Source organism: Herbiconiux sp. FW305-C-125 (genome assembly GCF_058783455.1).
Window position 1 is genome coordinate 273,861 of sequence record NZ_JBYSYO010000006.1, and the last position, 20,546, is coordinate 294,406.

A 20,546-nucleotide genomic window follows, 5' to 3' on the forward strand; every position below is an offset into this window, starting at 1 on the left:
CAGGGTGAGGCGGTCGCCGCGAAGCGACGGCCACCGAACATGTCGCGCGGCGCCGGGCAAGGACCGGCGACGCCCGAGGAGCCCGCGCGCAGCACGGGCCCCGAGGCAACCACCAGTCCCTACTCGACGACCCAGGGTGAGGCGGTCGCCGCGAAGCGACGGCCACCGAACATGTCGCGCGGCGCCGGGCAAGGACCGGCGACGCCCGAGGAGGCCGCGCGAAGCACGGCCCCCGAGGCAACCAACAGAGCCGCCGTCATCGTCAACCCCGTCAAGGTCGACGCCGCGCGCCTGCGCCCAGTCGTGGCGGCGGCGGAGCGCGCGGCGGGCTGGGCCGAGACGCTCTGGTTCGAGACGACGCTCGACGACGCGGGCGAGCTGATCGCCCGCGAAGCTGTCGCGCAGGGTGCCGCCGTTGTGGTGGCCGCGGGCGGCGACGGCACGGTGCGGGCGGTCGCGGAGGGGCTGCGCGACACCGGCGTGCCGATCGGCCTGCTCCCGGTGGGCACCGGCAACCTCCTCGCCCGCAACCTCGATCTCACCCTCACCAACCTCGAGCTCGCGGTGACGGCGGTGTTCACGGGGCGCGACCATGCCATCGACGTCGGTGTCATCCGCGCGACCCGCGCCGACGACACGGTCGAGGAGAAGGTCTTCCTCGTGATGGCGGGCCTCGGCATCGACGCGAAGATGATCGCCAAGACCAACAAGAAGCTGAAGAAGGCGGTGGGCTGGCTGGCGTACGTCGACGGCATCGGCCGCGCCCTGCCCGAGCTCAAGCCGGTGAAGCTGCGCTTCCGGCTCGACGGGTCGTCGTGGCGCACGACGAGCGTGCACACCGTCATCGTGGGCAACTGCGGCATGCTGCCGGGCGGTTTGCTGCTGATTCCGGACGCGAAGCCCGACGACGGCGTGCTCGACATCGTCGCCCTGCGCCCGGAGGGCCCGCTCGGCTGGCTGCGGGTGTGGAACAAGCTCGCGTTCGAGAACGGGGTGCTCCGCCGTTCGGCGGCCGGGCGCAAGATCATCGACCTCAACAACGACGTGCGCTCGGTCTCGTACTCCACCGGCCGCGACTTCGAGCTGACCCTCGACGGGGTGGAGGAGATCCAGCTCGACGGCGACGAATGGGGCACGGCCCGCGCGGTGCACACCTGGGTCGACCCGGGCGCCCTCCTGGTGCGCATCCCCGCCGACCACCCGGCCCTCCCCGCCGCCTGACCCGGTGCCGCGCCCGACGGATGCTCAGCGCGAGCGGCGAGGGCGGCCCGGCTTGCGCGCCGGCGCGCCCTTCGACTTCGCGGCGCCACCACCCTTTGCGGCGCCGCCACCCTTTGCGGCGGCCGCACGCGCCTCGGCGGCGCGCGCCTTGGCCTTGTCGGTCGCCTTGGGCTTCCGCCCCGAGGCGGCGGCCGCGGCCCGCGCCGCGTCGTCGGCCGCGCGCGAACTGTTCGCGGTGCGCCCGCGCACCACGCCGATGAACTCGTCGACGAGCGGCGTCTGCCGCTCCGCGAGCCACACCAGCGCGATCTCCGTGGGCGGCACCCCCGTCAACGGCCGCGCCACCACGTCGCGACGCGCGTAGAGGCGCGCCACCGACTTCGGCAGCACCAGCACGCCCACTCCCGCCGCGACCAGCTCGACGGCGTCCGGGCCGCCACCGGCCCCTGGCGCGACCTCGAGCATCCGTTCGCCCGACGCCGCCAGCTCGTCCAGCCCGATCTCGTCGAGCGCGGTCACCACGTGGTCCTTCGGCACGACCACCACCGCGTCCTCTTGATAGAGCGGGATGACCCCCACTCCGTCGCGCGGCACAGGCAGGCGGAGGAACGCGACATCCGCCCGCCCCTCCCGCAGCACGTCGAGCGGGTCGGCCGACGGCACGAACGACTCGAGCGGCACCGCCTCGACGGGTTCGTCGGGCATCCGCTCCTGCCAGACCCGGAACCACCTCGTGGGCGTGACTCCGGGCACGAAGGCGACGCGGAACCCCATACCGCCCCCCTTCCGCCTGAGCGCCCAGGATACGCTGTGCTGATGAGCCCCGAGAAGACACCGCAGACCATGAAGCCGGCGACGGCCGCGAAGAAGCTCGGCATCCTGCTCTCCGCCGCTCCGACCGAGTTCCAGCAGAACCCGGTGTCCCGTGCCGAGCTGAACGCGCTGCTTGAGACGCCGCCGGAGTGGCTCGTGCAGCTGCGCCTGCACGGTCCGCACCCGCGCGAGGTAGTGGCCCGCAAGCTCGGCGTCTCGAACTCCGGCCTCGCCCGGGCCGGCGTGACGGATGCGCTGACCACCGACGAGATCACCGCCCTCCTGCAGAGCCCACCGGAGTGGCTGGTGACCGAGCGGCGCATCCAGGCCGAGGTGCGGGCCGAGAACCGCCGGGTGAAAGACGTCGCCCTCGGCAAGGCGGCGGCAGCCGAGCCGGCGGGCGAGTAGGCGGCCCAGTAGCGCCCCACTCGGAGCGGATGCCCAGCCATCCCGCCCTGGCGGGTCCCCCCGGCGCGGCGTAGTGTCCGAGCATGAGCGTCTCTGCGGTGAAGATTCCCCCCACCCGGGAAGTACGGCCGGCGCTGGCGGATTGGATTCAGCAGCAACGCTGGTTCGCATCTTCGGCGAAGCATCCCGTCCTGTCCCGAGTCGGCATGTGGTCGCTCACCGACCACCGGCACCAGGTCGGACTCGAGACCCATCTCATCCTCGACGAGTCGGCCACCCCGGCCGTGCTCTACCAGGTGCCCCTGTCGTTCCGTTCCGGGCCGCTCCTCGGTGGTGACCGGGCGTTGATCGAACGCGCCACCATCGACGGCAAAACGGTCTACGTCTACGACGGGCCGCATGACCCCGCCTACACCCGCGCCCTGCTCGGGCTCATGCTCGACGGCGACCACGACGGGCCCGATGGGCACGACGAGGCGGGCGAACGCGTGGTGAGCTTCCACGACGCCACCGCCGAGGGCCATCATGCGCTCACGAACTCCGACATCCGGGTCACCGACTCGCACGTGCTGCGCGGGGAGCAGTCGAACACGTCGATCATCTACGACCTCGTGCATCCGAACGGCAAACCGGCGCAGCCCGTGATCTGCAAGGTATTCCGGGCGCTCAGCAACGGCGCGAACCCGGATGTGGTGGTGCAGTCGGCGCTCTCCGACGCCGGTTCGCGCCTGGTTCCGCGCGCCGTCGGCAACGTGACGGGCAGCTGGAACGACCCGCGGGAGAGCGACGGGCGGGCGAGCGGTCACCTCGCGTTCGCGCAGGAGTTCATTCCCGAGGTGGAGGACGCCTGGCGGGTGGCGCTGCGCGCGGCCGAGGCCGGGGAGTCCTTCGTCGGGCCCGCACGCGCCCTCGGCGAAGCGACCGCGCAGGTGCACGCCGAGCTCGCCCGGCTCTTCCCCGTGCGTGGCGCCACGGCGACCGAGAAGTCGGCCATCCTCGCCAGCATGCGGGAGCGCGCCGCCCAAGCCGCGCTCGAGGTGCCGTCGCTCGGCGCCGAACTCGACGCCGTCGAGCGGGTGTTCGAGCTGGCCGAGCAGGCGCAGTGGCCGGAGGTGCAGCGCATCCACGGCGACTACCACCTCGGCCAGGTGCTCGCCGTGCCCGGCCGCGGCTGGGTGCTGCTCGACTTCGAGGGCGAGCCGCTCCGGCCGTTGGCCGAACGGAGCGAACCGGACGTGACGCTCCGCGACGTCGCCGGGATGCTCCGCTCCTTCGACTACGTCGCAGGAACCTACGCGCAGTCGCCGCACGCGGCCGAGGTGAGCGCTTGGTCGCACGCCGCCCGCGACGCATTCCTCGACGGCTATATAGCGCGCTCCGGCGTCGACCTGCGGGCGCAGCGCGCCCTGCTCGACGCGTTCGAACTCGACAAGGCCCTCTACGAGGTGAGCTACGAGGCGCGCAACCGGCCGGACTGGGTGTCGATCCCCGCGAACGCCATCCGCTACCTCGCCCACCGCCGCTGAGAGCAGGCGCGCGTCAGACCTCGGGTTCGCCCGTGATGAGGCCGCGCAGCCAGTCGCGGGCCTCGGTGAAGACCTCGTTGTCGTAGCGGGCGACGTATTCCACCGGGGAGCGGTCGGCGCGCGGGTACGAGCCGAGGAAGATGATGTGCGGGCTGAACCGGCGCACGCCGAGCAGCGCATCCGCCACCCGCTCGTCGGTGATGTGCCCGTCGGCGTCGATCACGAAGCGGTAGCGGCCGAGGGCGTCGCCGATGGGCCGTGACTGCAGCAGCGACAGGTTCACGCCGCGGGTCGAGAACTGCTCGAGCAGTTCGAGCAGGGCACCCGAGCGGTCGTCGGGCAGTTCGGCGATGATGCTCGTCTTGTCGGCGCCGGTGGCCGGCGGCAGTGTCGAGCGCCGCGACACGAGCACGAAGCGGGTCACGGCGTTGGCGTTGTCGGCGATGTTCTCGGCGAGCACCTCGAGCGGGTGGTGCTGCACGATCTGCGGCGGCGCCACGGCGGCGTCGGCGAGGTCGTTCTCGAACAGCGCGAGCGCCGCGGCCACGTTCGAGGTCGACGGGATGTGGCCGTGCGCCGGCAGGTTCGCGTCGAGCCACCGCCGGGTCTGGGCGTAGGCGACCGGATGCGCGTTCACCACCCGCACGTCGTCGAGCGTCGTGCCTGGCCGGGCCACCAGCACGAACTGCACCTTCACCAGGTACTCGCCGATGATGCGGAGGCCCGGGATGCTCGCCAGCGCATCCTGCGTGGCCGACACCCCGCCCTCGATCGAGTTCTCGATGGCGATCATGGCCGCCACGCTGCGGCCCGACACCACGTCGTCGAGCGCCTCGCCGACGTTGTTGACCGAGTGCCACTCCTTGCCCTGCGCCTCGGGCACCTGGGCGAGCGCCGCCTCGGTGAAGGTCCCCGACGGCCCGAGGTAGCTGTACGTCTCCGACATGGTCCGAGCCTACCGAGGCTCGGGCCGTGGACTTCTCCAAACGAGACGCGAAGCGCGGCCGTAGGGGGCCGCGGTCGCGCCCTGGGCTGGAGAAGTCCGGGCGTGCGCCCCATCCCGTTCACCCGCACGCCGCCCGGCGGTGCCAGACTTGGGGCATGCATGAGCGCGCGGGCACCCTCGCCCTTCCGGAAGACCTGATCGACGTCGACGCCCTGGTGCGGGCCTACTACGAGCTGCACCCCGACGTGAACGACCCCGAGCAGAAGGTCATCTTCGGCACCTCGGGCCACCGCGGGTCGTCGTTCAACACGGCGTTCAACGAAGACCACATCGCCGCCATCACGCAGGCCATCGTGGAGTACCGGGCCGGGCAGGGCATCACCGGCCCGCTCTTCATCGGCCGCGACACCCACGGCCTGTCCAAGCCCGCCGAGGACACGGCGCTCGAGGTGCTCGCCGCGAACGGTGTGACCGTGTGGACGGATTCGCGCGACAGCTGGACGCCGACCCCGGCGGTCAGCCACGCCATCCTGCGCTACAACCGGGAGGGCCACGACGACCAGGCCGACGGCATCGTCGTGACGCCGAGCCACAACCCGCCCGCCGACGGCGGCTTCAAGTACAACCCTCCGCACGGCGGCCCCGCCGACTCCGACGCCACGAGCTGGATCGCGAACCGCGCCAACGAGTTGATCGCGGGCGGACTCGCCGAGGTGAAGCGGGTCGCCCGAGGGGAGGGACGGGCATCCGGCACCTACGATTTCCGCGAACACTACGTGGCCGACCTGGTGAACGTGATCGACCTCGACGCCATCGCCACCTCGAAGATCCACATCGGCGCCGACCCGCTGGGCGGGGCGAGCGTGGAGTACTGGGAGCTCATCCGCGACCGCTACGGCCTCAACCTCGAGGTGGTGAACGAGACCGTCGACCCGCGCTGGGCGTTCATGACGCTCGACTGGGACGGCAAGATCCGCATGGACTGCTCGAGCCCCTATGCCATGGCCTCGCTCGTGACCCGCCGGCACGACTACGACATCGCGACGGGCAACGACGCGGATGCCGACCGCCACGGCGTGGTCACGCCCGACGCCGGCATCATGAACCCCAACCACTACCTGGCGGTCGCGATCCAGTACCTGTACTCCAGCCGCGAGGGCTGGTCGCAGGATGCGGCGATCGGCAAGACGCTCGTGTCGAGCTCGATGATCGACCGCGTCGCCGGCTCGCTCGGCCGCACCCTCTGGGAGGTGCCGGTGGGCTTCAAGTGGTTCGTGCCCGGCCTCATCGACGGCTCGGTCGCGTTCGGCGGCGAGGAGTCGGCCGGCGCATCCTTCCTCCGCTTCGACGGGACGGTGTGGACCACCGACAAGGACGGCATCCTGCTCGCGCTGCTCGCCTCCGAGATCCTGGCCGTGACGGGCAAGACGCCGTCGCAGCACTACGCCGAGCTCACCGCCGAGTACGGTGACCCGGTCTACCAGCGGGTGGATGCGCCCGCGACCAAGGCGCAGAAGGCCCAGCTCGCGAAGCTCGACGGGGAGGCGATCACGGCGACCGAGCTCGCCGGCGACCCGATCATCGCGAAGCTCTCGCACGCGCCGGGCAACGGCGCGGCGGTGGGCGGCGTGAAGGTGGTCACCGACCGCGCCTGGTTCGCCGCGCGCCCGTCCGGCACCGAGGACGTGTACAAGATCTACGCCGAGAGCTTCGTCGACGAGGAGCACCTGCGCCGCGTGCAGGCGGAGGCCAAGTCGATCGTCGACGCCGCCCTCGGGGGCTGACGCCCGCCTTCGCGCCGGGCGGCGGGTCAGCGGGTCAGCGCAGGAGGGCGTGCTCCCGCACGGCCTCGAGGGAGAGCACCCGGTAGCCCTCGGTCTCGAAGAACACCGTGAGGCGGTCGGGCTCGACGCTCACGACCTCCCCCGCGCCCCACGAGGTGTGCTGCACCTTCTGCCCCTCGTGGAACACGGATGCGCGGGCCGCGGCATCGGGCCGGGCATCCGCATCGGCCGCAGCAGCCGCAGCAGCCGGGGCCGTCTTGTCGCGGTAAGCGGTGCCGGACTCGCAGGTGTCGCAGTTGCCGCAGGGCTCGGCGAGCTCGTCGCCGAAGTAGGCGAGCAGGAACTGGCGGCGGCAGTCGAGGGTCTCGGCGTACGCGCGGATCATCGCCAGGCGTGACTCGTCGATGCGCCGCCGCTGCTCGGCCAGCTCCTCGATCGCGGCGCGCGCCTCGGCGGGCTTCACCGCGCGGGTGAGGGCGATGCCGTCGGCGCCGTCGTCGGCGAGGCCGGCCTCGATCAGCAGGTTCACCACGGTCGTGACGGCGCGGGAGGAGAGACCGGTGCGCTCGACGAGGTCGGCGAGTTCGTGCCTCGGCCCCGGCGCGGCCGACGACGAGCGCGCGCCGCCCTTCTTCAGCGCCCGCACCACCGCGTCGACGCTCTTCGCCGCGGGGCTGCCGCCGGCGAAGAAGCGGCGGAGCCCGAGGTCTTCCTGGCGGTAGTGCAAGGTCGCGGTGGCGGGTTCGCCGTCGCGGCCACCGCGGCCCACCTCTTGGTAGTAGGAGTCGATCGAGTCGGTGATGTCGGCGTGCACCACGAAGCGCACGTTCGGCTTGTCGATGCCCATGCCGAACGCCGAGGTGGCGACGACGACATCGAAACCGTCGCGCCCGTCGGACTGGAACCGCTCGTGCACCTCCCGCCGCTCGGCCGCCGGCAGCCCGCCGTGGTACGCCGCCGCGCGCAGCCCCCGGCGCTCGAGTTCGGCGGCCGTGCGCTCGGTCTCGGCACGGGTCGCCACGTAGAGCAGGCCCGGTTTCGCGGCCGCGACGACCTGGTCGAGCACGGCGCGTTCCTTGTCGTGCTCGCTCTCGTGCCGCACCACGGCGAGGTGCACGTTGGGCCGGTCGAAGCCGCCCACGAACAGCCGCGGCTCGCGCATGCCGAGCCGGCGCACGATCTCCTCGCGCACGGGGCGCGATCCGGTGGCGGTGAGGGCCAGGATGCGCGGACCACCCAGCCGCTCGATCACCCCGCCGAGCCGCAGGTAGTCGGGCCGGAAGTCGTGCCCCCAGGCCGAGACGCAGTGCGCTTCGTCGACGACCACGAGTCCGGCGCCGAGGGCGACGAGCTCGTCGACCACCTCCTCCCGGGCGAGCTGCTCGGGGGCGAGGAAGACGAACTCCGCCTCGCCCGACGCCACCGCGTCCCACGCCTGGTCGTTGCGGCGCCTGGACTGCGTCGAGTTGACGGCCACCGCATCCGCCGTTCCCGTGCTCGCGTCGATGTGCCGCACCTGGTCGAGCTGCAGCGAGATGAGGGGCGACACGACCACGGTCGGGCCCTCGAGGAGGTGCCCGGCGATCTGGTAGATGGCCGACTTGCCGTAGCCGGTGGCCATCACGGCGAGCACATCGGTGCCGCCGACCACGACCTCGATCGCCTCCGCCTGCCCGGGTCGCAGCTGGGACCAGCCGAACACGCGCCGCGCCACGTCGGCGATCGGGTCGGTGGCGTTCACGGATGCTCTCCCGGGTCATCGTCGGGGTGGGACCCTGTCATCCTGACGCGACCGGCGCCGGCCGGCAACGGGAACCGGTCGAACCGCCGGGGCTCAGCCCAGCGGCGCCTCATCGCGACCCGTCAGTTCTGGCCCCACAACGCCGCGGGAAGGGCGAGAAGTGACGGGTCGCGAGGAGGGGGCTACGCGATGGACCAGAAGTGGGCGGTGCCGCCCGGGTTCTCGACGGTGATGGCGGTGTCGAGGTCGCGGTACTGGGCGTCGACCGTGTGGCCCACGAGCTTGACGGCGATGCTGCCGTCGAGGTTCGGCACCACCTGCGACACCATCATGGTGTGGTCGACGCCGTTGTCGTTCTGCGGATCCCAGTCGAACATCACCACGTCGCCGAGCTTCACCTGGTCGCGCTGGGTGAGTTCGAGGCGGGTCGTGTCGGGGCGGGAGTCGAAGTAGGCGTCCATCTCGTTGCCGCGGATCCAGCTCAGGCTGTAGTCGCCCGTCGAGGCGTACTCGCTGAACCAGTCGGCGCTCTGCGTCCAGCCGCGGGCGAGCATGGCCTGGTTCACGAAGTTGCCGCAGTCGTTGTCGGGGAACTGGCCCCACTCGGCGAGGTTGTAGTCCTTCCAGTACGTGAAGGCGTAGTTCAGCTGGCTGTCGACCGGGGTCTGCACCTCGTAGCCGAACGACGCATCCGTCGACACCTCCGCGCCGTCGTCGAGCGCGACGGTCACGGCCACGGCGGTGACCGCGTAATCGACGGATGCGGGGGTCACCGCCCGCAGCGTCGTGTCGTCGACCACGGTGAACGACGTCGCGGGGGCCGCCCCGAACGAGACGGATGCGACGCCCGGGTCACCCTCGAAGCCCTCGCCCCGCACGGTCACCTCCGTTCCGCCGGTGAGCGACCCCGTGGCGGGCTCGAACGCGTCGAGCACCACCGGCGGCATGGCCGGCGCCTCGCCGGCACCGAGGGAGGCGGCGGCATCCGCCCCTCGGTCGGCGGCGCTCGTGCAGCCGGCGACGGTCACGGCGAGCAGGGCTGCGGCGAGCGCGGCGGTCACGGCACGGGGAGAGAACGGTTTGCGAGGAGGAAGGAGGGGCACGACCCCATCCGATCACGCGAACATTTGCGCCCCATTTGAGGGCCACCTGAACGCGTCGGTCAGCCGGTACTCACGCCGACCGCCACAACCGCAGACGCGACCCGACGACCTGCACGAGACGGTCGAGCTCGCGCTCGTCGGCCGCCGCCACCCGGAACTCGGGGGCCGAGGACTCGCTGCGAAAGCTCAGCAGTGCGCCTTCGGGGCGGTCGTAGCAGGAGAACCACCCGCCGGTCTCGGCAACGGGCTCGAAGCCGAGCGATGACGCGAGCTCGGCGAACTCGGGAGTGCGGTCACCGTGTCGAGGAACCGGGCCGCCTCCCCCGCCCCAGGGGTCGTCGGTCGACACGGTGAGGTGCGCCACGAAAGGAAGCAGCGGCAGGCGCTTCAGGAGGAACGCCAGGCCGAACAGCATGGCGGGCAGCGACTCGTAGAGGCGGTAGGGCTCAGGATGGTCGTCGAGATTCACGATCGGCCGGGCGAGCGCGCCACCGCTGCCGGCCTCGCCCTCGAGGGCGAGGAAGACGTGCGACGACAAGGCGTCGACGCCGATGCACTGGTAGCCCTCCGGCGGCTCCCAGTCGGCATCCCGGTACAGTTCGGCAACCGCGGCCAGGCGAAAATCGACGTCGTCACCGAACGGCTGGAAGCGCCCGAGGTCGTGCCCCATCTCGCGCAGGAAGTCGCGGTACTCCACCGGGAGGGCGCGACAGACGATCCGCTCCAGGGCATCGATCTCGGCGTCGGTGGCGCCACGCACGGTCGAGGCGAACCCGGGGTCGAACTCCTCGATGAACCGCACGAGTGATGTCATGGGCTCAGCCGGCGTAGTCGGGAGCGGCGGGCAGGCCGAAGAACTCCTCGAGGGTGGCCACACCGGTGTCGTGCATCTCGGTGGCGAGGGGCACGCCCACCCAGCGGTAGTGCCACGGCTCGAACTCGTACCCGGTGATGGGCGTGCCGCCGTCGGGGTACCGCAGAATCCAGCCGAAACGGTACGCGTTCGCCGCGAGCCACTGGCCAGCAGTGGTGTCGGCGAAGCAGCGGCCGTCGGTGGAGCAGCCCGAGACGGTGTCGAGGATGTCCATGGCCATCCCGGTCTGGTGCTCGCTGTACCCGGGGCGCGCGCTGGTGAGGTCGGCGCCCGCCGTGCCGAGCTGATTGACGTAGTAGTCGTAGGCGTTCACCTGCACACCGTAGGAGCGGTAACCGCTCTGCGCCACCAGCTGCACGCCGATCTCGTCGAGCGCGGCGTGGAACATCTCTTCGAGGGCGGCCGCGGCATCCGCCCGCATCTGATACCCGTTGGGGTTCGGCATGTCGGCGGGCAGGTCGACGAGGTCGGGCGGAACGTAGTTCGCGCCGTCGGCGAGCGGTCTCAGCTTGTTCACCACCACCCAGGGGCTCGTCGGGTCGTCGATCGAGAGCGCCGCCTTGTCGAAGGCGGGCGGAGTCGGTTCGGGGGTGAAGGTGGGGGGAGGGATGTCGGGAACGGTAGCAGACGGCGTGGGGGTGACGCTGGCCGACGGGGTCGCGGATGCGCCGTCTCGGGTCGACGAGACCGGCGTCGCCGCGAGCGGGCCGCCCCAGACGCCCGTGGCGAAGAGCGTTCCGGTCGCGACGACGCCCGCAACCAGGATCGTGGCGACGGCTCCCGCGATCGCGCGGTTGCGCCGGATGCGGCGCGCCCGCTCGCGCGCCGCGCGCTCTCTCGACCTCGACACCGGGCCAGCCTAACCCGAGGGCTTGGGCCGGGACATCTATACCAATCGGTATGGAATAGATCGGCAGTATCCGCGTTGCACATCTCATCACCGTACCGAACGGTACATAAATAGATGGGACAGACCATGGCAGACCTGCAGAACACCACCGCCCTCGTGACGGGCGGCACCTCCGGCATCGGGCTGGCGGTGGTGCGGCGCTTCGTGGCTGAGGGCGCACACGTCGTCGTGACCGGCCGCTCGGGCGAGAAGCTGGCCGCGGTGCAGCAGGAGTTCGGCGACGCCGTCACTCCCGTGCGCGCCGACGTCGCCCGGGCCGCCGAGCTCGACGAGGTGTTCGCCGTCGTCGCCGCGCGCGGCACGGGCCTCGACGTCGTGTTCGCCAACGCGGGCGGCGGCGAGTTCGCGGCCCTCGAAGAGATCACCTGGGAGCACTTCACCACCACCTTCGAGGCGAACGTCGGCGGCACCCTGTTCACGGTGCAGAAGGCGCTCCCGTTGCTGAACCCGGGCGCATCGATCGTGCTCACCTCGTCGAACATCGACGTGAAGGGCAGCCCCTCGTTCAGCGTCTACGCGGCATCGAAAGCGGCCATCCGCAGCTTCGCCCGCAGTTGGGCGGCCGAGCTGGTGGGGCGGGGCATCCGCGTGAACGCCGTCGCGCCCGGGCCCATCGCCACGCCGGGACTCTCCGGCCTCGCCGCCGGCCCCGAACAGACCGAGGCCCTTCTCGGCGGACTGGCTGCGGGGGTGCCGATGCAGCGGCTCGGGTCACCCGAGGAGATCGCCGAGACGGTGCTGTTCCTCGCGAGCCGGCGCAGCTCGTACATCACCGGCGCCGAGCTCTACGTCGACGGCGGGGCGAGCCAGGTGTGAGCCGGCTCGGCGGCGTCGGCGCTATCCTCGGCGAGACGGATGCGCCGCGAACGGATGCGCGCAGGACGGGGGTGCGCATGGCCGGCAAGGGGCGACCGCGCGCCTTCGACGCCGACGCCGCCCTCGACCGGGCCATCGACCTGTTCTGGCGGCAGGGCTACGAGGGCACGAGCCTGACCGACCTCACCGAGGCGATGGGCATCAGCCGGCCGAGCCTCTACGCCGCGTTCGGCAACAAGGAGGAGACCTTCAAGCGCGCGGTCGACCGGTACACGGTGATCGACATGGCGTACGTCGACGACGCGATCGCGGCACCGACGGCCGCCGAGGTCGCTCGCCGCTACCTCACCGCCAACGCGGATGCCGTCACCACCCCGGGCCGGCCCGCCGGCTGCCTCTCCATCCAGGGCGGGCTGTCGGCCGGCCCTGGCGACGAGCGCGTCATCCGCTTCCTCGCCGACCGGCGGGCGGATGGCCGTCAGCGCTTCGTCGACCGCTTCGCCCGAGCTGTCGCGGAGGGCGACCTCGCGCCCGCCGACGACCCCGAGGAGCTGGCGCACTACCTCAGCACGGTCTCGTCCGGCCTCGCGGTGCAGGCCGCCGACGGCGCCACCCGCGCCGACCTCCAGGCGGTCGTCACCCGAGCCCTCCGAGCCTTCCCCGCCCCGGCCCACTAAGCCGAGCACACCGCCGGCTAGGGACCAAGGAGGGCAAGGGGTACGACGGCCACCCCGTCGGGCCGTCGATAGGCACGTTCTCCGGTGGTGATCACGATCTTGTCGACGAGCCGATCACCGAGCTGGTGGCCGAGCCAATTGAGATGGCGAACATCGGCGTCGTCAGCAGCCCGGGCGAGCTTTGTCTCGAAGGCGATCGCGCGCCCGTCCGCCGAATGCACGATCGCATCGATCTCGTGTTCGCCCCGCGCCGTTCGAAGGTGCGAGACCTCGAGGCCCAACGGCTGCGCATAGGCTCGCAGGCTCAGCGTGACGAGCGATTCGAAGAGCGTGCCGAGCAGTGGCCCGTCTCGGAGCGATCGATAATCGCTGCCGGCCGAGGCATCCATCAGCGAGTCGACGGTCACTCCGAGCATCGCGGCTGCGAGCGCAGGATCGGCAAGCTGGTGCTTGGGGGTCATCCCGACCTCTTTGAGCTTGTTGCGGCTCACCGTGTACGGCGGCACCTGATCCAGCAGCCACAGCTGGGTGAGCACGTCGCGGTAGTCCACGATCGTGGTCCGCGACGGCCGCGCATCGTCAGGCACCGCATCCGCGATGGCACTATAGCTCGTGGTCGTCGAGCTCGCCGCGGCGTACGCGCGCAACCATTGCCGCAGCGAATCGGGGCGCCGTGGCACGAAACCCAACTCCGGCACCTCCTGCTCGAGAGCGCTGTCGATGTAGGAACGGAGGCGGAGCGCCCGACTGGCTTCAGGACCGAAGCGGATTCCCGGAAAGCCCGAATCGACGATCTCTCTGGCGTAATCCGTCAGCCTGATCCCGCTCTCGCCCATCACAGGCGGCGGCGGGCCTTCGGCGCGCCCCCAGAGCTCCTTCAGCGAAACGGACGGCGTCTCGATCCCCCGCTCGGCGAGACTGAGTGGACGCATCCGCAGCCGCACGACACGTCCCGCCCCGGAGTGCACTCGCGCGCGCCGCGGATTGGCGCTGCCGGTCAACAGGAATCGGCCGGGCGAGGGATCGTCGTCGACCTCACGGCGCATCGCCTCCCAGGTATCGGGGTCGTACTGCCACTCGTCGATCAGCACCGGCGTCGCCGCCGAACGCAGTGTCGCCCGCCGGTCTGCCGCAATGATGAGCCGCTGATCGGGGTCGGCGAGATCGATCACGGAGCGCGCGACGCGTCGTGCGGATGCAGTCTTCCCGACTGCCTTCGGCCCCACGATCAGCACGGCCGGCACACCGCCTACCAGCTCTGGCAGAAGGTCGTCGAAGACGCGCTTGTGATATTCCACCGCACCTCCGGACCACCGCCGTACATTCACGGGCGCTCTAACCTTACATTTGCGGGCAGGCAGACGCTACATTTCCGGCGAACCGGGCAGATCCTCGGGCGGGAATCGCGAAGTGCCACGGGGAACATGCTGTTGCACACAAGGAGGGCGCAATGGGGAGAAGTCCCCGCCCGAAAAGGGGGCTGCGGTTTTGGCAGTCGTCGACAACCGTGCTTGAATTCCCCTGTACGGGGTACGTCCGACCCGAAAGGGCGTGCCGCAGGTCATCCGGTGCTGCCCGCTTCCGCGTGACCCCGTTCAGTCTTGCCCAGACGCCGTTTGACCATTGACGATGCAGGGGATTCCGTGAGGCTGTTCGAGGCCATCCGCCGCCACAAAGCGACAAGTGTGTCCGTCGCCGCGCTGACTGCGACCGCGGTGGGCATCGCGACCATGGCCTTCGTCTACGAGGGCGTGCAGACCGCCGACGTCGAACTCAACGACGGCGGCGTGTGGGTCACGAAGCCCACGGGCCTCCTGCTCGGGCACCTCAACTACCCGGCGCAGGTCATCGACGGCGGCCTCCGCACCTCGTCGACCGAGTTCGACGTGCTGCAGAACGACGACACGGTGCTCCTGCTCGACCAGGCCGGCGCGAGCCTCACCCCGGTCAACCCGATCACCGTCGCGCTCGAGGCGCCGGTCATCCTGCCGCCCGAGTCGGCGGTGTCGCTCGGCGGCTCGACCGTGACCCTCGTCGACCGGGAGACCGGGTTCCTCTACGCCACCCCCGCGAGCCAGGTGGGGTCGTTCGTGATCGACCCCGAGCATCCGCTCGCCGAACTCGGCGGGGGTGCCGCCGCCGTCGCCGATGTCGACGGCACCGTGCACGCCCTCTCGGCAAGCGCCGGCAAACTGCTCACCTTCACGCCCGACGAGTCGGGCACCCTCCCCGAAGAGCCCGAGACCGAGGACTTCCCCGAGGTGAAGGAGGGCGCCGCGCTCACCCTCACCACCGTGGGCGACCAGGCCGTGGTGTTCGACGCCACCTCCGGCACGGTCTACTTGCCCGGCGGCAAGCAGGTCACCCTCGACGACGCGAAGGGCGGGGTGGCACAGGCCGTCGGCCCCGCATCCGGCGACGTGCTCATCGCCACCGACCGCTCGCTCATCCGGCAGCCACTCGACGGCGGCCAGGCCACCGTGCTGCCCGCGGGCGACGGCGAGCCGGGCGACCCCACCGCTCCGGTGTTCCTCAACGGATGCGCGTACGCCGCCTGGTCGACCTCCGGCAACTACCTGCGCGACTGCACCGGCGACGCGAACGACGTCGCGACCACCATCGACGGTCTCGCCGCGAACGCGCAGCTGCGCTTCCGCGTGAACCGCGACGTGGTCGTGCTGAACGACCTCTCCACGGGTGTGGTGTACCTGGTGAACCAGGACATGAAGAAGGTCGAGAACTGGGACGACATCGCCCCGCCGCCCGACAAGAGCGACTCCGAGGACGAAGAGGACTCCACCGAGGAGGAGCTGCAGGTCCTCCTCCCCGACCGCACCGAGGAGAACACCCCGCCCGAGGCCGTCGACGACGACTACGGCGTGCGGGCCGGCCGCACCGTCATCCTCCCCGTGCTCGACAACGACATCGACCCCGACGGCGACGTGCTGACCGCGAGCATCGACGGCGCGCAGCCCTCGATCGGCGAGGTGCAGCGGATCCTGAACGGTGCGGCGCTGCAGATCATCGTGTCGCCCGACGCCTCCGGCACCGCGCGGTTCAGTTACACCGCGGATGACGGGCGCGGCGGCACCGACACGGCGAACGTGGAGCTCACCGTGCGTTCCGACAGCGAGAACAGCCCGCCCAAGCAGAAGATGGTGAGCGACGTGCTGACCGAGGTGGGTGCGACGACGACCCACAACGTCATCCCGGACTTCACCGATCCCGACGGCGACGACATGTACGTCAAGAGCGCCTCCACGGGCGGCGGCGACCAGGTGCAGTTCCGGCCCGACGGCATGATCACCTTCACCAGCATCTCGACCGACACCGGGCCGAAGGACGTCACGGTCGTGGTCTCCGACGGCCGCTCCGAGACCGAGGGCACGGTGCGCTTCGTCGTGCGCGACTCGGGATCGCTCGCGCCCATCACGAACCTCGACCTCGTGGTGGCGACGGTCGGCGAACGTGCCACTGTCGCTCCGCTCGAGAACGACCTCTCCCCGAGCGGCGCGCCGTTGCGCCTGGCCAAGGTGAACCCGGTCGACGGTTGCACGATCGAGCCCGACTACACCACGGGCACCTTCGACATCACCTGCGCCGCTGTGGGCCAGTACTACGTGCAGTACCTCGTCTCCGACGGGCCCAAGACCGCCGAAGGCCTCGTGCGCGTCGACGTGGTCGAGGCGAAGAACACCGAAGACCCGCCCATCGCCGTGCGCGACACCGCGCAGCTGCCCACCGGCGGCAAGACCCTGGTGAACGTGCTGGCCAACGACACCGACCCGAACGGCGGCATCCTGGCCGTGCAGTCGGTGCAGGTCCCCGAGAACTCGGGCGTGAGCGTGGAGGTGCTCGAGCACGAGATCCTCCGCATCACCGACCGCGGTCTGAACGACCCGCTCACCATCACCTACACGGTCTCGAACGGCGTGGCCTCGGCGCGCGGCGAGGTGTTCGTCACCCCGATCCCCGCCCCCGACCGTCTGCTCCCGCCGGTGGCCGAAGACGACAGCGTCACGGTGCGCGCGGGCGACGTGGTGACCATCCCAGTGCTCGCGAACGACCACCACCCGAACGGTGACACCATCACCCTGTCGCCGACCCTGATCGAGACGCCCGACCCGGCCGACGGCGACATCTTCGTGGCCGAGAACGTGGTGCGCTTCAAGGCCGGCCCCGAGGCGAAGACGGTCTACGCCACCTACGAGGCCGTCGACTCGCAGGGCCAGAAGGATGCGGGCTACATCACCATCCGCATCGTCGCGCCCGATGAGGGCACCAACTCGCCGCCCCGGCCGCAGGACGTGACCATCCGTGCCCTGCAGGGCACGAGCGTGCGCATCCCGATCCCGCTCGACGGCATCGACCCCGATGGCGACTCGGTGCAGCTCGTGGGCCAGGACTCCGCACCGTCGAAGGGCCGCATCACCGAGGTCGGCGAGGCCTGGCTGGTCTACGAGGCCTACCCCGATTCGATCGGCACCGACACCTTCACCTACCGGGTGAAGGACAAGCTCGGCGCGACGGCGACCGCGAGCATCCTGGTGGGCATCATCCCGGCCAGCGACTCGAACCAGGCGCCGTACGCGGTGAAGGACGTCGTCTCGGCCCGCCCCGGCCGCACCCTCGCGGTCGACGTGATGGCCAACGACACCGACCCCGACGGCGACCCGATCGCCATCCGCGAGTCGGGCCTCGAGGTGCCCGACGGCGTCGACGCCACGGTCGAGGGCGGCCGCGTCGTCGTGACCGCGCCGCAGACGCCGGGCGACTACAGCATCCAGTACACGATCGTCGACCGGTGGGACGCAACCTCGATCGGCACCCTGCAGCTCACCGTCGATCCGGATGCGCCGCTCGCCGCCCCGATCGCCCGCGACGACATCCTGCCCGTCTCCGACGCGGTCGACCGGCCGTTCGCCGACATCGACGTGCGCGAGAACGACGACGACCCCGACGGCACCATCGACGGCCTCACCGTCTCGGTGGCGCCCACGGAGGCCACGGCGTCGGCCATCGGAAACGGTCTGCTGCGGGTGCAGCTGCTGCCGACCCCGCAGATCATCACCTACACGATCACCGACCAGGACGGCCTGACCGCCTCGGCCTTCGTGACGGTGCCCGGCATCGACGACCTGCCGCCCGTGCTGAAGCCCGGCATCGAGCCGATCGTGGTGAACGACGGCGACACCGTCGACGTCGAGCTCGACGACTACGTGCTGGTGGCCGAAGGCAAGTCACCGCGCATCACCGAGGCGGCCAAGGTCGCGGCGTCGCACTCGAACGGCGACGACCTCGTGGTCGACGAGAACACCATGCGCTACACGCCGAAGCCGCACTACGACGGGCCGGATGCGCTGAGCTTCGAGGTCACCGACGGCACCGGCCCCGACGACCCGGCCGGCAAGAAGGCGACCCTGGTCATCCCGATCACCGTCATCAGCGACTACAACACGCCCCCCTCGTTCGTCGGGGCGAGCGTGGATGTCGCGGCCGGCGACGGCGAGGCCACGGTCGACCTCAAGGCGAAGACCGTCGACCCCGATGAGGGCGACCTCGACAAGATGAGCTTCACGCTCGTCGGCGAAGCCGCGCAGGGCGTCTCGGCGCGCATCGACGGCACGAACCTGATCGTGACCGCCGCGCCGAACGCGCCGCGCAACACCTCGACCCTCGAGATCGACGTCTCCGACGGCACGAACACGCCGGTTCGGGGCAACGTCACGGTCAACGTGCTCGCCACCACGCGCAACCCGCCGTCGGCCACCGACGACGTGGTGCCGCAGCTGAACCAGGGCACCACCGCCTCGGTGCCGGTGCTCGCGAACGACTACAACCCGTTCCCCGACACCCCGCTCACCATCACGAGCGCCACCATCGAGACCGGCACCGGGTCGGCGAACGTGAACGGCAGCTCGGTCGACGTCACGCCCGCCGGCGACTTCGTGGGCACCATGGTGGTTCGCTACACGGTGCAGGATGCGACGGGTGAGGCCGACCGCTCGGCCGACGCGCGCATCCGGGTCACCGTGCAGGGCCGGCCCGACGCGCCGTCGACCCCCACGGTCACGAGCATCCAGGACCGCACGGTGGTGCTCTCGTGGACCCCGCCCGTGAACAACGGCGCCGAGATCACCGGCTACACGGTGACCAGCCAGAACGGCTACTCGAAGGCGTGTGCGTCGACCACCTGCACGCTCGACGGGCTGACCAACGACGTGGAGTACACCTTCACGGTCACCGCCACGAACTCGGTCGGTGTCTCCGACCCGTCGCCCTCCTCGGGTGTGGCGCGGCCGGATGCCCGTCCCGACCAGCCGGCGCCGCCGACGCTGGTGTTCGGCGACCAGAGCCTCAAGGTGGCCTGGGTCACCCCCTCGACGCACGGTTCGGCCGTGATCTCGTACAACCTCGAGATCTCGCCCGCACCCGAGCGCGGCGCGGCTTCGCGCTACAACGTCACCGGCAACTCGCTGGTGTGGGAGGGCCTCGCCAACGGCACCGCGTACCAGGTGCGGGTGCAGGCGGTGAACAAGGCGCCCGAGCCGAGCGACTTCAGCGCCTGGTCGGCTGCCGAGATCCCGGCCCGCGCCCCCGACGCCCCGGCCGCCCCGACCACGTCGCGCATCGACTCGGTGGGCGCCCAGACCCAGATGAACGTGAGCTGGACGGCCCCGGCCGCCAACGGCGACCCGATCTCGAGTTACCGAGTGGCCACCTACCAGGGCGACACCCTCTACCGCGAAATCGACGTGACCGGCACGTCTCTCGCCGTGGAAGTGCCGGTGGGCTCCGACTACACGTTCACAGTTCAAGCGAAGAACAAGGCAGGTCTCGGCGATCCATCGCCGAAGTCCGCCCCGCGACGGGCGTTCAACCCGCCGGATGCGCCTACCGCGGTCAGTCTGACCGAGGGCGACAACTCCGTGACGGTGACCTTCACCGAGGGAAACCGCAACGGCGCCTCGTCCGCGTCGTACGAGTACTCGCTCAACGGGGGCGGCTGGAGCCCGCTCGCCGGAAGCGGAACAGCGGTTCCCGCGGCCAACAACGGCACGTACTCTGCGCAGGTGCGGACGGTCACGAGCGCCGACGGCTCCACCTACACCAGTCCCGCCAGCGCGCAGAGCAACTCGGTCGCGCCATACGGAGCGCCGTTCGCGCCGAAGGGCACGGATGCACGCGGCGGTGACCGGCAGGTGTCGTTCTTCTGGTCGGATCCCGGGCGCAACGGGCTCGACTACCGGGTCGAAATCAATATCGGCAACGGCTGGCAGCCAGTCGCCGCCAGCGGCTCGACTCAGGTCCCGGCCGGTTACAGCGAACAGAAGTGCTTCACCGCTCGCACCGTCGACTCGCGCAACAACGTGGCCGAGGCGCCGCAGCGTTGTGGAACGTCCGACCCCGAGCCCATCAACACCTCGGTGTCGATCTCGAAGGGCGGCGACGCGCAGGGCGAGTCCGGCTGCGCCGGCAGCGCCTGCCGCTACGTGAACATCTCGATCAGCGACGGCAAGCCGAACGCGACGTACACCATCCGCTACCGCTCGAGCATGGACAACCGCGACTGGCTCACGTTCACCATGACCACGAACGGCTCGGGCAACGTCTCGCAGACCCGCGGCTACTGGGGCTACCCCAACCAGCAGGTCTGGGCGGTGGCCTCCGGCCCCGACGGCACCTTCGAGTCGAACCACGTCAACTGGTGACGCCGACCCCGATCA

Annotated in this window: 14 protein-coding genes; 7 read left to right on the forward strand and 7 right to left on the reverse strand. The window is 70.8% G+C overall.

From position 1 onward, the window contains the following. Positions 1-1,221: diacylglycerol/lipid kinase family protein (locus AC3WLB_RS16595; protein ID WP_492507838.1), on the forward strand; the 1,221-nt coding region annotated here is incomplete at its 5' end. Positions 1,222-1,245: 24 nt separating this feature from the next. Here the strand turns inward: AC3WLB_RS16595 and AC3WLB_RS16600 are convergent. Continuing rightward, positions 1,246-1,995, reverse strand: a complete 750-nt coding sequence (locus tag AC3WLB_RS16600; RefSeq protein ID WP_492507840.1) for a LysR substrate-binding domain-containing protein — start codon at positions 1,993-1,995, stop codon at positions 1,246-1,248. 42 nt (positions 1,996-2,037) lie between these two features. Here AC3WLB_RS16600 and AC3WLB_RS16605 point away from each other — a divergent pair, with 42 nt between their 5' ends. Beyond that, positions 2,038-2,442, forward strand: a complete 405-nt coding sequence (locus AC3WLB_RS16605) for a DUF5997 family protein (RefSeq protein ID WP_492507842.1) — start codon at positions 2,038-2,040, stop codon at positions 2,440-2,442. A gap of 83 nt (positions 2,443-2,525) precedes the next feature. Beyond that, a complete protein-coding gene (locus AC3WLB_RS16610) occupies positions 2,526-3,968 on the forward strand; it encodes a maltokinase N-terminal cap-like domain-containing protein (protein WP_492507844.1) in 1,443 nt (480 codons plus the stop codon). A 13-nt stretch (positions 3,969-3,981) separates the two neighbouring features. Here AC3WLB_RS16610 and pheA read toward each other — a convergent pair whose 3' ends face one another. After that, complete coding sequence (gene pheA / locus AC3WLB_RS16615) at positions 3,982-4,914, reverse strand: prephenate dehydratase (RefSeq protein WP_492507846.1); 933 nt, start codon at positions 4,912-4,914, stop codon at positions 3,982-3,984. A 155-nt stretch (positions 4,915-5,069) separates the two neighbouring features. Here pheA and pgm point away from each other — a divergent pair, with 155 nt between their 5' ends. Next, positions 5,070-6,698, forward strand: coding sequence for a phosphoglucomutase (alpha-D-glucose-1,6-bisphosphate-dependent) (gene pgm / locus AC3WLB_RS16620; RefSeq protein ID WP_492507848.1), 1,629 nt, complete (start codon positions 5,070-5,072; stop codon positions 6,696-6,698). Between the two features lie 34 nt (positions 6,699-6,732). Here pgm and AC3WLB_RS16625 read toward each other — a convergent pair whose 3' ends face one another. The 4 genes from AC3WLB_RS16625 to AC3WLB_RS16640 all read right to left on the reverse strand — a co-directional run bounded on the left by AC3WLB_RS16625 (position 6,733) and on the right by AC3WLB_RS16640 (position 11,266). After that, positions 6,733-8,439 (reverse strand): RecQ family ATP-dependent DNA helicase, encoded by a 1,707-nt coding sequence (locus AC3WLB_RS16625; protein WP_492507850.1) that lies wholly within the window; start codon positions 8,437-8,439, stop codon positions 6,733-6,735. A gap of 182 nt (positions 8,440-8,621) precedes the next feature. Beyond that, on the reverse strand, positions 8,622-9,542 hold the full coding sequence (locus tag AC3WLB_RS16630; RefSeq protein WP_492507852.1) for an amidase domain-containing protein: 921 nt from the start codon (positions 9,540-9,542) through the stop codon (positions 8,622-8,624). A gap of 70 nt (positions 9,543-9,612) precedes the next feature. Continuing rightward, positions 9,613-10,356: an SMI1/KNR4 family protein gene (locus AC3WLB_RS16635; RefSeq protein WP_492507854.1), complete on the reverse strand. Its 744-nt coding sequence runs from the start codon at positions 10,354-10,356 to the stop codon at positions 9,613-9,615. Positions 10,357-10,360: 4 nt separating this feature from the next. Further along, positions 10,361-11,266: a M15 family metallopeptidase gene (locus AC3WLB_RS16640; protein ID WP_492507856.1), complete on the reverse strand. Its 906-nt coding sequence runs from the start codon at positions 11,264-11,266 to the stop codon at positions 10,361-10,363. Between the two features lie 126 nt (positions 11,267-11,392). Between AC3WLB_RS16640 and AC3WLB_RS16645 the strand changes: the two genes are divergently transcribed. After that, positions 11,393-12,142 carry an SDR family oxidoreductase gene (locus AC3WLB_RS16645; protein WP_492507858.1) on the forward strand — a complete coding sequence of 250 codons (750 nt, stop codon included), beginning with the start codon at positions 11,393-11,395 and terminating at the stop codon, positions 12,140-12,142. Beyond that, a complete protein-coding gene (locus AC3WLB_RS16650; RefSeq protein ID WP_492507860.1) occupies positions 12,139-12,819 on the forward strand; it encodes a TetR/AcrR family transcriptional regulator in 681 nt (226 codons plus the stop codon). The genes AC3WLB_RS16645 and AC3WLB_RS16650 overlap by 4 nt, the downstream gene beginning before the upstream one ends. A 17-nt stretch (positions 12,820-12,836) precedes the next feature. On the opposite strand, the gene AC3WLB_RS16655 is transcribed toward AC3WLB_RS16650, so the two are convergent. Then, positions 12,837-14,147 (reverse strand): ATP-binding protein, encoded by a 1,311-nt coding sequence (locus AC3WLB_RS16655; protein WP_492507862.1) that lies wholly within the window; start codon positions 14,145-14,147, stop codon positions 12,837-12,839. A gap of 315 nt (positions 14,148-14,462) precedes the next feature. On the opposite strand from AC3WLB_RS16655, the gene AC3WLB_RS16660 reads away from it, so the two are divergent. Further along, positions 14,463-20,531 (forward strand): Ig-like domain-containing protein, encoded by a 6,069-nt coding sequence (locus AC3WLB_RS16660; RefSeq protein ID WP_492507864.1) that lies wholly within the window; start codon positions 14,463-14,465, stop codon positions 20,529-20,531. Positions 20,532-20,546: the final 15 nt, after the last annotated feature.